The 15,812-nt window shown below is 47.5% G+C and carries 13 protein-coding genes; 2 read left to right on the top strand and 11 right to left on the bottom strand.

Features of this window, described 5'->3' with window-relative positions:
• Positions 1-126 precede the first annotated feature (126 nt).
• From EML15_RS07975 to EML15_RS07940, 8 genes are all read right to left on the bottom strand, one after another.
• On the bottom strand, positions 127-864 hold the full coding sequence (locus EML15_RS07975; protein ID WP_144274702.1) for a hypothetical protein: 738 nt from the start codon (positions 862-864) through the stop codon (positions 127-129).
• Positions 864-1,607 (bottom strand): hypothetical protein, encoded by a 744-nt coding sequence (locus EML15_RS07970; RefSeq protein ID WP_144274700.1) that lies wholly within the window; start codon positions 1,605-1,607, stop codon positions 864-866. The genes EML15_RS07975 and EML15_RS07970 overlap by 1 nt, the downstream gene beginning before the upstream one ends.
• The gene (locus EML15_RS07965; RefSeq protein ID WP_144274698.1) at positions 1,601-2,491 is read right to left on the bottom strand and encodes an ATP-binding cassette domain-containing protein; all 891 of its coding nucleotides are present in this window, start codon (positions 2,489-2,491) and stop codon (positions 1,601-1,603) included. The genes EML15_RS07970 and EML15_RS07965 overlap by 7 nt, the downstream gene beginning before the upstream one ends.
• Positions 2,492-2,789: 298 nt before the next feature.
• Positions 2,790-3,542 carry a sulfite exporter TauE/SafE family protein gene (locus tag EML15_RS07960; protein ID WP_185967218.1) on the bottom strand — a complete coding sequence of 251 codons (753 nt, stop codon included), beginning with the start codon at positions 3,540-3,542 and terminating at the stop codon, positions 2,790-2,792.
• Between the two features lie 112 nt (positions 3,543-3,654).
• The gene (locus EML15_RS07955; protein WP_144274696.1) at positions 3,655-4,452 is read right to left on the bottom strand and encodes a fumarylacetoacetate hydrolase family protein; all 798 of its coding nucleotides are present in this window, start codon (positions 4,450-4,452) and stop codon (positions 3,655-3,657) included.
• A 102-nt stretch (positions 4,453-4,554) separates the two neighbouring features.
• Positions 4,555-5,136 carry an exonuclease domain-containing protein gene (locus EML15_RS07950; RefSeq protein ID WP_168195099.1) on the bottom strand — a complete coding sequence of 194 codons (582 nt, stop codon included), beginning with the start codon at positions 5,134-5,136 and terminating at the stop codon, positions 4,555-4,557.
• Positions 5,137-5,271: 135 nt separating this feature from the next.
• On the bottom strand, positions 5,272-7,170 hold the full coding sequence (locus EML15_RS07945; RefSeq protein WP_144274692.1) for a DUF294 nucleotidyltransferase-like domain-containing protein: 1,899 nt from the start codon (positions 7,168-7,170) through the stop codon (positions 5,272-5,274).
• A gap of 9 nt (positions 7,171-7,179) precedes the next feature.
• The gene (locus EML15_RS07940; protein ID WP_144274690.1) at positions 7,180-8,196 is read right to left on the bottom strand and encodes a 3-isopropylmalate dehydrogenase; all 1,017 of its coding nucleotides are present in this window, start codon (positions 8,194-8,196) and stop codon (positions 7,180-7,182) included.
• Between the two features lie 118 nt (positions 8,197-8,314).
• Between EML15_RS07940 and EML15_RS07935 the strand changes: the two genes are divergently transcribed.
• A complete protein-coding gene (locus tag EML15_RS07935; protein ID WP_144274688.1) occupies positions 8,315-9,088 on the top strand; it encodes a 6-carboxyhexanoate--CoA ligase in 774 nt (257 codons plus the stop codon).
• A 2-nt stretch (positions 9,089-9,090) separates the two neighbouring features.
• The gene (locus EML15_RS07930) at positions 9,091-10,317 is read left to right on the top strand and encodes an aminotransferase class I/II-fold pyridoxal phosphate-dependent enzyme (protein ID WP_246858202.1); all 1,227 of its coding nucleotides are present in this window, start codon (positions 9,091-9,093) and stop codon (positions 10,315-10,317) included.
• Positions 10,318-10,436: 119 nt separating this feature from the next.
• Here the strand turns inward: EML15_RS07930 and serA are convergent, their stop codons facing one another.
• The 3 genes from serA to EML15_RS07915 all read right to left on the bottom strand — a co-directional run bounded on the left by serA (position 10,437) and on the right by EML15_RS07915 (position 15,782).
• A complete protein-coding gene (gene serA, locus EML15_RS07925; protein WP_144274686.1) occupies positions 10,437-12,029 on the bottom strand; it encodes a phosphoglycerate dehydrogenase in 1,593 nt (530 codons plus the stop codon).
• Positions 12,030-12,214: 185 nt separating this feature from the next.
• Positions 12,215-13,975, bottom strand: a complete 1,761-nt coding sequence (locus EML15_RS07920; RefSeq protein ID WP_144274684.1) for a hypothetical protein — start codon at positions 13,973-13,975, stop codon at positions 12,215-12,217.
• Entirely contained in the window at positions 13,959-15,782 is a 1,824-nt protein-coding gene (locus EML15_RS07915) for a DUF262 domain-containing protein (RefSeq protein ID WP_144274682.1), read from the bottom strand. The genes EML15_RS07920 and EML15_RS07915 overlap by 17 nt, the downstream gene beginning before the upstream one ends.
• Positions 15,783-15,812: the final 30 nt, after the last annotated feature.

Raw genomic sequence — 15,812 nt, 5'->3', positions numbered from 1 at the left:
TATCAAGGAATAAAGACGCACTCGGAGTGGGATTCTACTGTAGTCAATTTATTTACCTATGTGGTTTGCTCCCTTGTCTCCTCTATCATTCCTCGTTCAGCCATCTCATTAGTCTGTTTTCAAGCATCATCCGTGCTCTATCATTTTCCTTTTCCAGGCATACGTTGCGCAATAGAAACCAAAAACAAGACTTACTGCCAATACAATCCAGGTCACTACAGAATAACCAGGAAAAGGATACCCAACCGCAACCGGCATAGGAGCTAAAGGATTATACATAGCTACGATTGCCGACTTTACCAACACCACTGAACCAAACATCGCTAATCCAAGGCATAAAGCAAAACCCACACCAAAATCACGGACACGAACAAAAATCGCAAATGAAATAAGCCCCCATGCAATGACACCAACCACATTACGCAGCGCCAACACTCCCACAGAAACAAAACCCTGAGTCAGGGAAACTCCACTCATGATTCCTGCACAACACCACCCAAATACAAGACCACTAGAAAGAACTAATCCTAAAACTCCAAGAGCAACAATCACCGCAGGAATTTTCCGTGAAGTATATCCCACTCTCGACCGAATAAGCTCAATCACCCCATCACTGACCTCGGCTCGTGCTAAAGAACCAGCCAAAATCGAGACCACCACTGGACCTAAAACCAAAGCATATAACTGCGTTCCTGCCGACGACCACATGCTTTTAGCAATCTGCTCAGGAGCAATAACATCCCCATTCATGTGCACAAATACAACCGAAGTAAACGCAGCAACCATACCAAGAACTATCGCAGCACATACATACGCCCACCTAGGTTTAGCTTTTTTGATTTCTAACCAATAAAAACGCATCATCAGGCCTTTCCCACACGAATCCGCAGAAAACTAAACAACAATATGCAAACAATCACAGCGCTCATAGCTGACACTCCTAATCCCAAAACGCACGTTGGATTAGGCTCAAAACCTAAAAGTGGTTGCCCAACAGCAACATCTCGAAACGGAATACCAGCCAGCAATGCACCGGTAGGCAATACTCCCACTAGCACTGACGTCTGCCCAATCAGCGACACACCAATCACAGATAGAACAATCCCGACGATTACTGCAGGAACCAACCCACCCCAACGCATATGTACTACCGATATCAAGCTCTCTGAGAAAATAATCGAAATGAGCATCGCCACAAAAATATACGCACACCACACCGAATCAGCCCAGGAATAATACACTCCCACCAATACAGCAAGCGCTAAAGAATACCCCGCTGCCCACAACACAAGCCACAGAAAACATACCCCTAAACGCAATGCAAGTAATTGTCCTACTTTACCGTTACGCGCCCGCATCAATCCCCAAATGTCATTATCTTGCTCCTCAGTCAAGAAAAGCTGAATAAAGACAAAAACCACCAATGGCAACGTAAAAAGTGCAACAGCTGCGCCCTGACTTATCATCCCTGCTGTCGTATCCTCAGCAGGATTAGCACCACCGCGTATTCCTATATTTGCAATCATCATCCACGCAACCGTCGCACATATAGCTACTGCAACTGCGATAAATGCATATTTCGCACGAAAAATCCGTTTGTTTAACATGCTTGAGCTCCCGTCGTAAGCTCAAAAAACTTCTCCTCCAAAGAAGGAGATTTCACATATGCAGCATCAATAGGGATTCCGCATGATGCTAATCCAAAAATAATATCCGATAACTCGACCTTAGACTGTACCCAAAAACTACCCCACCCCACTTCAGAAGCAACGATTTGTTTATCTGCTAACCATTTACGCATTAAATCTGGTTCAGGAGTATCGACCATAACTTTCTCATCAGCTAATAAGGCACCAAGTTCACCAGAATAACGAATATGCCCTTTATCCAAGATACCTACATGGGATGCTACGCTTTGCATTTCGGACAAAATATGGCTGGAAACCATGATAGTAACATCGTGTATTTTTGGTAGCTCTTGAATAAGTTGACGCATCTCAACAACGCCCTGCGGGTCAAGACCATTTGTTGGTTCATCCAAGATAAGAAACTCAGGATCTCCCATCAAAGCTACTGCTAAACCAAAGCGCTGTTTCATCCCTAGCGAATAATTTTTCACAGGACGAGCCAAAGAAGGATCCAACCCCACACTCATCAATAACTTTCGATAATCCTGACGCTCAAGACCAAAAAGAGTGCCAAGATATGAGAGATTCTCTTCAGCGCTCAAAGAAGGATAATACTTAGGACTTTCAATCAGCGATCCAACTTTATGCGCAGCACCTTTTCCTCGCGCTGATGTAAAAGCAAAACTACCTGAATCAAATTTGAGTAGATTCACCAGCCCCTTCATCAAGGTACTTTTACCAGCACCATTAACCCCAAGCAAGGCATACACACACTGCTTAGGAACACTTAAATTTATATCACTCAAGACATTATGCTTACCAAAACTTTTAGACACATTTTCAACATTCAACTCAAAAGCCATAAGTAGCGTAATTCCTTAATTCTCATCAGATAAGCTAGTTTTCTCAAAGCATAAAAGAGAAATATGCAGAATACAGCACTATCTGTAAGCCCCCCCTCTAGAGACCACCTCATAAGAACCATATACTAACTTCTGGATAACTATACAACGCACACTACTAGGCATTATTGCGTTATACCGTGGTCTACTGCGAACACGACCACCATGTCTTCTCACCACAATGCCCATTAACAAGTAGTGCTAGCACTACCCACTGAAAAACAAGGGCACAGAGCGAATAGTTCACCTCATCTGATTCTCACAACAGTGCATACAACCCTCGAATGAGTACGCTCAAGGAACCAGCAAATGCCAAAATAATGGAGAAACGTCGAGCAGCTTCTCGATTGATTTTTGCGGACAGGCGAGCACCTAATGCAATTGCCGCAACCATCGTAAGACATGAAACTGGCCAAATTAACCAAGGTAGCTGCCCCATTGACGCAGTACCACTGAGTTCTTTCACAAGAAAACTGAGCAAACCGCATACTACAAAAAGCGGCTGCAAAGTTGAAGCTAAGCGTCGATGATCCCACTGCGCAGCTTGCGCATAAACAGTAATCACAGGACCTGCTACTCCTGCTAACGTATTAGTAAAACCGGCAATTACTCCGGTAATCAATGCCGGAGCTTTTCCACGTGCCGGTGGCACAAAGCGTTTACCAAAGATCACAACACACAATGCACATACTATCGACGCTCCGACAATCACTTGTAAGGCAGGAATCGAAATACTGCGTATGAGTAACGCACCGCTGAGTGAGCCGATAATCATCACGGAACCAATCAGGCGCACCATTGCCCAATCAATACCGGCTCGCATACTGTAGGAATTCATCAAGGAATTAATGCAGGCTAAGACATTGATTAACAAAATGCCTTGCACAGGCCCGATCGCAAAAGACAAAATAGGTGCTGCAACTAATCCTAGTCCCATGCCACCAATGCGTTGCATTGTGGAACCAACAAAAATGGCGCCAGCTACTACAGCAACAAGTGCTATTTCATCCATGAAAACCACAGACCTCCATATAAAACAAAGCAATAGACATAACGATGTCTATTGCTTTTCCATACTCGCCTTCTCACGTCACACGTGTAACGTGACCGAGTTTAAGAATTAGCTACGCACGCTCTACAGGATTACCAAGTTTACCGATACCTGGAATCTCAATTTCGATGTAATCCCCTGGCACCATTTCAGCGGTTCCAGCTGGAGAACCAGTACAAATCACATCGCCTGGTAGTAGAGTCATTGACGCAGTAATAAACTCGATACACTCGCCAACATTCTTAATCATCTGATTAGAATTAGAATCTTGCTTAGTCTCAGTAACACCATCATGGGTCAAGTGTGCTTTGATGGGAAGATTGGTGGTATCAATCTTGTCCAAGTCAGTTTCGATCCATGGTCCAAGTGGTGCGAAGGTATCAATACCCTTGGCGCGTGCCCACTGCCCATCAGTAAATTGCAAATCACGCGATGATACATCATTGATGATGGTGAAGCCGCGTACTACTTTTTTCCAGTCTTGAGCTTTAACATTCTTGCAGTGTGTGCCAATGACAAGAGCAAGTTCTCCCTCGAACTCTACCTTTGTAGCGAACTCAGGAATTTTAATAGCTGCTCCTGGTCCAACTACTGCTGTAGGGGGTTTAAGGAATAGCGTCGGAGGCAAGTGGTCTGCAGAGCGCTGGAATACCTCTGCAACGTGATCGGCATAGTTGCGTCCAATTGCCACAATTTTGCTTGGTAGCATTGGCGCTAGTAGTCGAACCTGATCGAGATTCCATTCTTTACCGCTAAATGTGGGTTCCGTAAATGGAGTTCCCTCAATCTCACGGCATTTTTCTTCTCCTTCTGCACCTTCAATAACGCAGAAGCTCATTCCCTCTGGTGTTGCAATTCGTCCAAAACGCATAAGCAACATACTACATAATTCCGTTATAAACAGTGTGCTGAACAAGCCTCTGATGCAGTCAATCCCCCTAATGTGGTGCGGCTGAAATCTATTAATTCATCTTTAGTTCATTAAGGCTTTAAGTGTGCCCGCCTTTGACTGTTCTTTAAGCGCTAAATATAGCTCGGCACAGGCCAGTGCATCACTGAGCGCATTATGGCTACGGTAATCTGGCAGCCCATAGCGGCGTCGCACACGTGCCAGTCGTAAATCTTCTCCACGCGGATAGGTACCCATTCGTTCCATATGTCTGCGTTCCAATGCAAAGGTATCAACTACTTTGACTAGGCGCGTGTCGAAATCGGCGTTGAAATGTCGTCGGCATGCAGCATTGATGAAAGACACTTCTAATGCGGAAAAGTGTGCAACCATTGCTCGACCAGAAAGTGCGTCTAAGAGCATGGTCATTGCTTCTTGTTCTGGTATCCCGCCTGCGAGCATCTCGTCTGTGATGTGGTGGATGAGCGCTGATTCTCCCACGTCGTGCATATTTTCTGGTTGTATCAGAACGCTACCTGCGCCAGCTAATTCGATGCGTTGTCCATCAATGGGTACCCAGGCGATAGAGAGAATCTGATGGCGTTTTGCGTCTAGACCGGTGGTTTCTATGTCTACCGCGAGTAATTTCAGCTTATCGACGTCCATCCTGTCCGTGGGGAGCTGCGAAGCATAGAGCCTGCTCAATGCTCCACGAGCGTGTTGTTTATTTTTGGTGCTGCTGGCACGCAACCATCGCATAATTGTGTCTTTCTCTTGGTGTGGAGTGTGGCGCTGGCCATGTTAGATATTGCGAATTGGGTATTTGGTGGCCAGAGCATTCTGCATATTTTTGATGATCTGAAATGAGTCACGTAGATGTTCACGATCCATTTTGCCCAGTGTTGCTGGGGCGATGTGGTAACTAGGGGTTTGTCCTTGTTTGATTTGTTCTGATTGGTGTTTGAGTGAAATGAGATTGATGAAGTCTACTGCGTCGATCAGATCTTGGCTGCCTCGCTCAGAGATAGAACCAGCTTGAGCTGCTTGTACTAGTCGTTGTCGAGTGGTGAGGGCGGTTATGCCACTGGTGAGTGAAAACAGGCGTGCCATTTGTACGATTGCGGCTAGACCACCTTTTTTCACGTCTAAGGTGTTGGCGTATTTTCCGGATCTATCCACTACGAAGCCGCGGAAGAAACCTAGCGGGGGTTCTCGTCGTACTGCGAGGGTTGCTAAATGGGCTTGGAGTCGAACTGAACTTTGTGCCATTTCTACTGCGTTCTTATGTACTTCTTGCGCCAATTGTGTGGTTGTTGATGTATAGATAGAGCGAAAATCAAAGAATGTTTGTACGTGTAGGAGTGCCTCGGGTTCTGGTGCGGTAATCCAGTGGTGGAAAGTATCGATCCATTGTGTACGAGTCATGCGCCACTGTGGATTCATCGCCATCATCTCGCCTGGGCATAAGGGTTGTCCGGCTTGTGCTAATCCTTCGCAGACAAAACGACTTAGTTGCTCAAAGTAGTGCCCATGCTGTTGGGGGTTATAGTTGTCGTCTAAGACGAGGCAATTGTCCTGGTCTGAGGCAAGTCCCATGCCTTTGCGTCCTTGGGATCCGACAACTACAAATTCATAAGGCACAGGTGGGTGTCCTAATTTTTGTTCTGCAAGATATAGCAGGCGTCGGGTGAGCGTATCAGCGGTCATGGTCAAAAGACCGGCGATGTCCTCTGGGGAGGTTCCTCTATCAATGAAGCGAACCGCTACCTCGTCAATGGAAGAATATGTGTCTTTGAGTTCGTCAATGCTATTTTTTCGAGATAAATCTGCGGTGAGATAGATAGGATCATTGCGCATCAGGCGTAGAATATCTGCCGACGAGACAATGCCTACCAATTCATTATCCCTGGTCACGGGAATATGTTGGATACCATATTCAGACATAAGCATCATTGCCTCGAATGCTTGCACATCGTCGTTGAGTGTGCGTGGCATGGGCGTCATAATCCTATGCACATTCTGGGTAGTATCCATGTTCTTTGCGACGACTTTGTTGCGTAAATCTTTGTCTGTGATAATTCCGATTACGCTTTGTTCGCAAGCGTGTGTGTCGTTGGATTGTGTTTGTGCTTGCTCGACGATTAACAAAGAGGAAACATTGTGTTCCTGCATAATTTGTGCTGCTTGTACGATAGAAATATCTGCTGTGGCGTGTACTGGGTTTTTGACCATGAACTCAGAGAGCCTAATACGCAGTAAATCTGAGGATGCCTGGGCGCGTAGTTGTGCCGCAGCAGCGCTGATTCTTTTGGTTAGGCTAGAGAAAAAGCGGGCAAGATCTGGGTATTGCTCGGCTAGTGTATTGATGTGTTCGCGTTTTATTGCCATGAGTAGGCAATCTTCCACTGCGATCATGGTGTATCGTGAGTTATTCTCGCCAAAGATAGTGGAATAGCCAAAGCAGCGTCCTGCGTCTCTGCGGTCGAGCAGGATGTCATTGTCGCCAATGATATCTACGGCGCCGCTGCGGATGATGAAACAAAAATCATTATGAGCACCGCGTTGAATGATAGTGGTGCCACTGCGTACATAGCGCATATCCATTTTTGCAGGGAGTTGGTCGATGACTGCATCGGGTAATTGTGCAAAGGGCGCAGTGGTTGCCAGGAAGTTGCGTACTTCTTCTAATTCAACGCTCATGTATTCATCTTATAGGGCTGCGATGATTCTATCGCCTAATTCTTGGGTGCTATATGTTGTATGGGCGTCTCGGTGAGCAACATCTGTTGCTACTGCTTGTTCGATGCGTGCTGCGTTCTCTTCGTCTCCTAGGTGGCGAAGCAATAGTGCGGCGGACAAAATCGCGGCGGTGGGATCGGCGATTCCTTTTCCTGCAATATCTGGTGCGGAACCGTGTACTGGCTCAAACATGGATGGGTTGGTACCAGTTGCGTCGATATTGCCCGATGCAGCTAGGCCAATTCCGCCTGTGATAGCGCCGGCAAGGTCGGTAAGAATATCGCCAAAGAGATTATCGGTTACGATAACGTCGTAGCGTGCTGGGTCAGTAACCATGTAGATGGTTGCTGCGTCAATGTGGTGGTAGTCCACGGTTACGTCGGGATATTCTTGTGCTACTTCATCTACGCAACGCTGCCATAATGATCCGGCATGGACAAGCACATTTGTCTTATGCACGAGGGTGAGGTGTTTTTTACGTTGTTGTGCTCGGGCAAAGGCATCGCGAACGACGCGTTCGACGCCGTAGCGAGTATTTTGTGATACTTCACTTGCTACTTCATGTTGGGTATTTTTGCGTAGGGAGCCACCATTACCGCAGTACAATCCTTCGGTGCCTTCTCGTACTACGACGAAGTCAATGTCGCCTGGATTGGTCAGTGGTGATACTGCTGTGGGATAGAGTTTGGCGGGGCGCAAATTAACGTGGTGGTCGAGGGCAAAGCGCATTGCTAATAGCAGTCCGCGTTCTAGTACTCCTGGTGGTACGGTGTCAGGTGCACCTATTGCTCCTAGTAGAATTGCGTCGTGTTCTTTGAGTGAGTCAAGGTCTGCTTGGGTTAGTAATTCGCCATTTTTTAGGTAGCGGCGTGCGCCGAGATCATATTCTGTGGTGTCAATATCATCGCGGAGTGTGTGTAGTACGCGCAGGGCTTGTTGCGTTACTTCTGGTCCGATGCCGTCGCCACCAATAACCGCAAGTTTCATTATGTGGAACTCCTTTTCTCACATTTTGGACTTTATTCTCCCTTACCAAGATACCGCAGAAAGACAAATATAAATATATTGAACACTGTATAGCCTTTTCACGGCTATTGTTTATCCTATGACCTCTAGTTCATACACCGCATTTCCCCACACTCATTCCCTCTATTCAATCAAAATGCGTGCTAGCAAAATGGGTCGCCATATCTCTGGCGCAGAACGCATCGTCACCACTGATCAATTAGCACACGTGAGCACACAGTTAATGCACCGTGCACTCAATCATCCCAAAGGAACGCCCGATGATATTCACATCACGAGCACGCACATTTCCCCCGCAGATATCACCCACATTCCGGCATTACCCATTCAGAACATTGATACTCATAGCCCGCGACAGGCGCAGATGTTCGTCGAAAAGCAACTGGCTAAGCATGGAATAGCTGGGAATCATTTTTGGTCTTTGCTCACAACAGTCACCGGATTACGTGGTGCCATGCTCATCGACGCCGACACCCATGAGCATTATGAACCAGACCAAAACCGAGGGGTACGCGTGAGCAATCTGGACGCAGCGTATTCCGCCACTGACATACGCACAAATATGACAGACAATGACAAGAACCATCACAATGAAGCACTAATTTTAGCCTCGAAAGTAGCACACCACCCTAACATTATTGCCGAATTATGTATCTCGGATGACCCGGACTACACCACTGGATATCTATGCATTAACGGCACTTATCTCCGCATTCATAATATGAAAGCGCCTGGTGATACCTGTGGCACTCGCATTTTTCTTACGCGAAACACACATGATTCCGATATCCCTAAGCTCATTGACTACTTAGAAAACCACATCGTTCTCGTAGATTTCCCCGAAAGCGCATAGCCATGTCCCAATCCCCTGACCTCCACACTTTGTGCACACAACAAAATAACGCCTGGGCACATGCTCATCTAGAACGCACCCCTGCGCTCTTTCATGCAGCACAATCTCCTAAAACGCTTATCGACGATACGTCCTTGCTCCTTTTCAGCTCCTCCAACTACCTTGGCTTAAGCACACATCCTGCAATAATTACTGCAGCACACAACGCACTTGCTGCCTATGGCACAGGCTCTGGTGGCTCCAGACTTACCACGGGCAGCACTGCTTTTCATACGAAAGTAGAAAAGGCACTCCCCACGTTCCTTGAGCTAGATGCGCACTATGATTGTGTATTCTTCTCCAGTGGCTATCTGGCGAACCTTTCCACAATCCAAGCACTAGCACAACTAGCACAACTATGTGGTGGGTCATTAAAAATCTTTTCCGATGAACGCAATCATGCCAGTATTATCGATGGCTGCCGCATTGCACGCGTACCTACCACGGTCTTTTCTCATTACGACTACGCTGACTTAGAAGAAAAACTAGCCCAGAGCACTGCTGACTACGCTCTTGTGATAAGTGATGGCGTGTTTTCCATGGACGGCACTATCGCCGATCTAGCGCAATTGCGTCGCGTGTGCGACAAATACGATGCATGGCTTATGGTTGATGACGCGCATGGCATTGGCACCATCGGTCGTCGCGGTAAAGGAATATGCGAGTGTTATCCACATTCTTTGCCCGACATCCTCGTGGTGACGGCAAGTAAAGCCTTAGGAGCTGAAGGTGGTATGGTTCTTGCTCACCCGGAAATCACACGGTTTTTACGCAACCATGCACGCGCATTTATTTTTTCTACCTCCACCTCAGCAGCTAATTGCGCTGCCATTGATACAGCGCTATCACTCCTAGCGCAAGACGAATCCATCGTACAACGCTTACACACTAACGTGGCGTACCTTTTGAGGCTTCTCGACGAGGCGGAAATCGCAGTATCGCGCACTAGCAATGTTGTGTCTGGTGGGTGGGCAAGCCCTATTGTCATTATCCCGCTTGGTGCCGAGGATTATGCGCTGTCAGTATCTCAACAACTGCGCGATTATGGGTTCCATGTGCCGGCAATTCGTTATCCAACAGTCAAACGTGGCGAGGCGATTCTGCGTATAACGCTCATGGCAAGTCATACTCAAGAACATATTGCAGCTTTGGTTCGTGCACTATCTGGCATTCTTTCTGCACACGCATAACTCGCTGCACGCAAACCAGTTCAGCACTCAACACCGCAACACCTGCTGAGAAAAATATCGCCGTGAGCACCAAGCTCACAGCGATAATAAGAAATTAAGATTGCTAGCAACTAATACAACTAATCAAGGTTAATTTGCAGCGCAGTTGCTTCAAGGGAATCAGCAATTTGAGTCAAGAGTTCTTGAGGTACTTCGCGTTCTACTCTCAGGATAAGAACAGCACCATCTCCCTTTGCTGCTTGGGTAAGAGCTGCAGCTTCGATATTGATATCTGCTGCTCCCAGCTGAGCTCCTACTTTGCCAAGAGCACCAGGAGCATCGGTGTAGGAGAAGAATAGGTTTCTTCCTTCGGCACGCAAATCAATGCCGCGGTTATCGATCCGTACAATCTTTTCCACGCGCTCTAAACCACTGAGTGTACCTACTACCGAAGATACTGAGCCGTCGCTCGCTATCACTTTTACCTCTACCACGCTGCGGTGTGTAACAGATTCAGGTGCAGTGGTAACTGATAGTTCTACGCCACGTTCTTCAGCAATACGCGGTGCATTCACAAAGGTGACTGCTTCGTCGATAATGCCAGAGAACAGACCACGTAATGCAGCTAGCCCCAGAGCATCAACCTGTTCTGTAGATAGTTCACCACGCGCTTCTACTTCAATACTTACTGGTGTGGCACCAAGAAGGCGACCAGCAACAAGACCTAGTTTGCGAGCAAGGTTAAGCCATGCTGCAACTTCTTCCCCAACACGACCACCGGAGATATTCACGGCATCTGCCACGAATTGCCCAGATAGTGCTTTGAGCACCGAATCTGCAACATCAGTACCAGCTCTATCTTGTGCCTCTGCTGTCGAAGCACCTAGGTGGGGAGTCACCACTACTTGTGGTAACTCAAACAATGGTGATTGAGTACATGGTTCTTGGGCATAGACATCAATACCAGCACCACGAATATGCCCAGATGCTATCGCCTCAGCCAGTGCCGCTTCGTCGATAAGCCCACCACGAGCAGCATTGATGATGATCTGCCCTTTTTTAGCTTTGGCCAGCAATTCAGCATTGAACATACCAGCTGTTTCTTTTGTCTTTGGCAAGTGAATGGTGACGAAATCTGCTGTTGCCATGAGTTGATCCAGCGAGACTAACTCCACACCTAATTGCGCAGCACGAGCTGGGTTAGCATAAGGATCATATGCGATGATTGTAGTCTCAAAAGCAGCAAGACGCTGAGCAAAGAGCTGTCCAATATGGCCAAAACCAACAATTCCGACGGTTTTGCCAAATACTTCGACACCAGAGAAAGAAGAACGTTTCCATTGACCATCACGCAATGTTTTATCTGCTGCTGGTATCTGTCGTGCAGTGGCTAGGAGCAAGGAAATTGCATGCTCACAAGCAGAGTGGATATTCGAGGTCGGCGCATTGACCACCATCACACCACGCTCAGTGGCAGCAGCAATATCTACGTTATCCAGCCCTACACCTGCGCGCCCGACGATTTGCAATTTCGTGGCTGCGTCAAGGACTTCACGATCTACTGTGGTAGCAGAGCGAACTAACAGTGCATCTGCTTCTGGAATTGCGGCTAAGAGTTCTTGGCGATTTGGTCCATCTACCCAACGCACCTCGACGGCATCGCCAAGTGCATCAACAGTAGATTGTGCCAATTTATCAGCAATAAGAACGACAGGACGACCGTTCTGGCTCACGTTATATCTCCTGGAAAATTGTGCTGTCCGCATAATATCGACACGACCGCGCCGCTATTACGGGGTCCACACCAGCCCATCGGCGTGCGACATTGTCAAGTCTAAACCAAGAAAGCTAAAAAGTACCTGCCGAGAAATAGTTTTTAGAATATTTTATGAATATATCCACTACACACATGATTTTCTCAGCCCAAAATTAGCCAAGGATATGGTGATAACTGTGAAAACTCTGCGCTGCTAAAGAAATTTTCCTCCGTCGAGCGACGCGCTTGCCCTAGCACATTATCCACTACCCAACCATAATAAAAATTCTTGCCTGTCTGCTGATAACCAGCGACGATCTGCCCAAAGCGCTGCTTGGCTTCTTCCCAGGACACAAATCCATAGTTTCCCTCAGCAAAAAACTCAGCAACAATAGTAACTGAAACATACGCAGAATCAGTGTCTATGTGTGCTGCATCAGCTATGGGGTTGACACTAGATTGCGCAATTACCAGGGTTTTCTGTGGTATTTTTTTATCCTCGCATAACCTAGCTAACCAAGAAATCGCCCGATTGAGCTCTTGCGCCTCAATAGGCTGCTCAGCGCTATCCATGTCTATAATCACAGAAACATTGGCCCCACTGAGTATATCTTCGATACGAGCTAATTGCTCTACTAATTTTCCGGCATAAGGGGTAATTCTTAAGAAAATATAGCCATGCTGGGCAACCATCTCATTGACCGCATGAGCCACAAGTTCCGGAGAAAAACTAGGTTGTTGTGTGTCTAAAGCAAACACGTTGCCCAAGGCTATTTCTAGACCTGGCACTACCGTACCAACATGTGTACGTGCAAATGCGCTCGCTTGCTTTTTTGCCATTACTACCGCGTCAGCTATTGCAGTCGTGTTTTCTTCCCTACTACGCGCAGCTGTGACTTCCACGCTAAGCGGCACGTGCTTCATAATCAGGGCGCGTTGGGGAAATACCAAACCGCCACCACCAGTTATTTCAGTAGTGATATTCTCGCCAATGCTTATGCGTTCTCTTAATTGTTGTGCACTACCAAATTGTGCGCCTAAGGCAATAAGCGGTGCATTGGCAAGACCAGCAACCATTCTCATTGTTTCCCGACTAAACCTAGGATCTGGGAGAGGCATGGTACGCACAGCAGCGCCAAAAGCGCGAGCAGTTGCTACAGCTGCAATACTTGATTGTTCACTTGCAATGACCACAGGCGACATATCGGCATCACGCTTGGATTGCACAGGAAAAGCCGCAACTGTGTGTTGTTTACGATCTGTTGTCTGGGGGTGAGCGTCGGCAAGCAGTTTTTCTTTTGTGTCGTCATCGAACCAGCCAGGAATCAAATAGCTTACGTGCTCTGGTTCTAGGGCGGCAACAGCAGCTACCACCTTATCCGCATAGGTTATTTGTTTTGGATAGAACTGCAAGGAGGTCATTGTGCCCAAGGCCGCTAACCCGCCGGGATCGACAATGACATTGGTATCTCCTGCAGTGTTGGCTAATGGCACATCCCCCACGCTGAGCACATATTGAGCGCCCAGGCGATTAATCTCAGAAACCACTGCCTGGCGGTTGTTCTCGTTCATGGTCAGCATGGGGGCATGGGTCACAACAGCAAGAGAGGCTGCACGCAGCTGTGCGCTAATATCGCCGCTGGACACGACTACTGCACTTGAGGTGTCAAAAAACCGCTGTGCGACTTCTACTCCACTTCTGTCTTCGTCCGCAATCACCTCAGGAGTTGGCTCAAAGATATTAGAAACGTGGTGGTTAAGATTCTGGGCACGCGCTTTCCGATACGGATCTGTGCTTTGTTCAGTGCTCATCTCGCTGAGCTGTCCCGACGCACAGCCAGACAAAATAAGCATAAGGACCACAAGGCTGCCCAAGGCACTCGCGAGAGTGCCACGGTACCTGGCGCTATGAGGCAAAAGCATTCGGTCCTTCTTCTCCTGCGCTTAGATCTGACTCATCCACATCTCGAACTGCGGGGTGTCCCATTGCGTGTTCAATCATTTCGGTAAGACGTTGCCGTCTATCGCGGAAGAATTCTTCAGCTCGATCAGTAAATAACGACTGTGGGTCAAGTAAGTGTGTTTCTAGAACTTCATCAAATTCGGCATCGCTAAGCAGGGATTTAGCTTGGAGTCGGTACAAGTAGCGCGAGGGGGAACTATGCTCGACAACGACATGGGTTTTTCGACTCATAGGTGTGCGATTGAGCACTGATTGCGCCAGTACCGGTGAAATTCCGTGTTCCGTGCACCAGTCTATAGGGAAAATAGGGCGAAAATGCACACCCATTGTGGGGAAAGTATGCTGGTTAAATACTTGTGCACTATGCCAATCCCGTGCCCCTCGCCCCATGATGAGAGCATAGATTCCTTTGTAAAGACCAGAGCGAATACCTGCGCTAAGCAGGCGTGATTCCACAAACCGTGCCGTACGCACTGAGCGTGGCACCAGCTGAGACTCTGCTTCCTGTTTTTCTTCTTGCACTACCCCGGCTTTAATCCACTGAGTTACCTCATTCACATCTGCGGCAGAGCGTTCAATAAGCGATGAGGCTCCATAGAGCTCACCAAATACACCACACCAGAACCAACGGTTGAGTTTATTCCATGATTCTTGTTTGCTGAGCACTCCAGGAGTGTCAGCTAGCAGGGCAATAATTACTGCTAGTGGAACTAGCTGAACAGTATAGGGAACATGAGAAGTAGTAAAAATACATCGCTGCGCCATAAAGTTAGCTGCTTCATTAAAAGCTGAGCGCATGATGCGTGCTGATTCTTTGTATTGTGTCAGACTCAGGTGCAAAATTGCTTCTCGATGTCCGTCGGCATGCCCTGTTAGTGCGGTGGCATGCAGCGCAACTGAGGTAAGAAACTCTGTTTGTCCAATTCCGTCTAGCGCTGGGTATTTGCGCAGTATTTTCTCAGTAGCTGCCCAGTCTTCTTGTAAGCTAAACGACGCATCTTCTAACTGGAATACCGCGGTCAAAAGCTCAAAGACATCCATGCGTAGTCCTAGGCTATTGACCTGGGCAAAAATGGAACCAATGCCTTCTTGAGCTGTTTCTCGGTCGAGGCGGATCATAGGAACGGCATAGCTGACCAGAGGTTTGATGACTTTATTATTAAATTTTTTTATTTCTTCACGGGTATGCTCATCAGCGTCGCGCGATAGATCAAAGAGAAAATCCGTGCCAGAATCAGACAGCAATACTGAGATAGGAATAAGACCAGCAGCAATTTCATCTTCTCGACTATGCAGCCCATCTGTGACGTGCGGACCATAGTGGGACTTGACCATGCCATCAGCTCCCACGCTAATCACTGCTTCTTCTGGCAGCACTGGGCTAGAGATGGCTTTTTTAATGTCCAAATAATACTTGCGTTGCACTTTCTTTTGACGAAAATCAACGCTCTGCACCATGCCTTCGCCTCTTAAACATTGGTAGAGGGTGGTGAGCCTTTGCTGCCCGTCGAGTAGCAATAGACCTGGAGCGTTGCCTGTGTCTGGAGCGCCTTCTAAGGCGCGTGGCTTGAATCTTGGCTTTTCGTTGCGCGTATCGAGAGCCATGAAAGAGCCCATGGGATAGCCGCGCAGTACGGTCACGAGGAGGGCACGGATACGATCGACATCCCACCGAAACGAACGCTGAAAATCAGGAAGTTGCAGGTCACCACGATCAATGCGATTGAATAGATCAATGAGATTGTAGCTCGGAGTCGAAAAAGCCATGACTTTGAGTCTAGACGGGCTATGCGCCTG

This window comes from Corynebacterium sp. sy017 (genome assembly GCF_017918135.1).
Taxonomy (GTDB): Bacteria; Actinomycetota; Actinomycetes; order Mycobacteriales; family Mycobacteriaceae; genus Corynebacterium.
The sequence above is the reverse complement of the archived record's forward strand: the minus strand, read 5'-3'. Positions and strand labels throughout refer to the sequence as shown.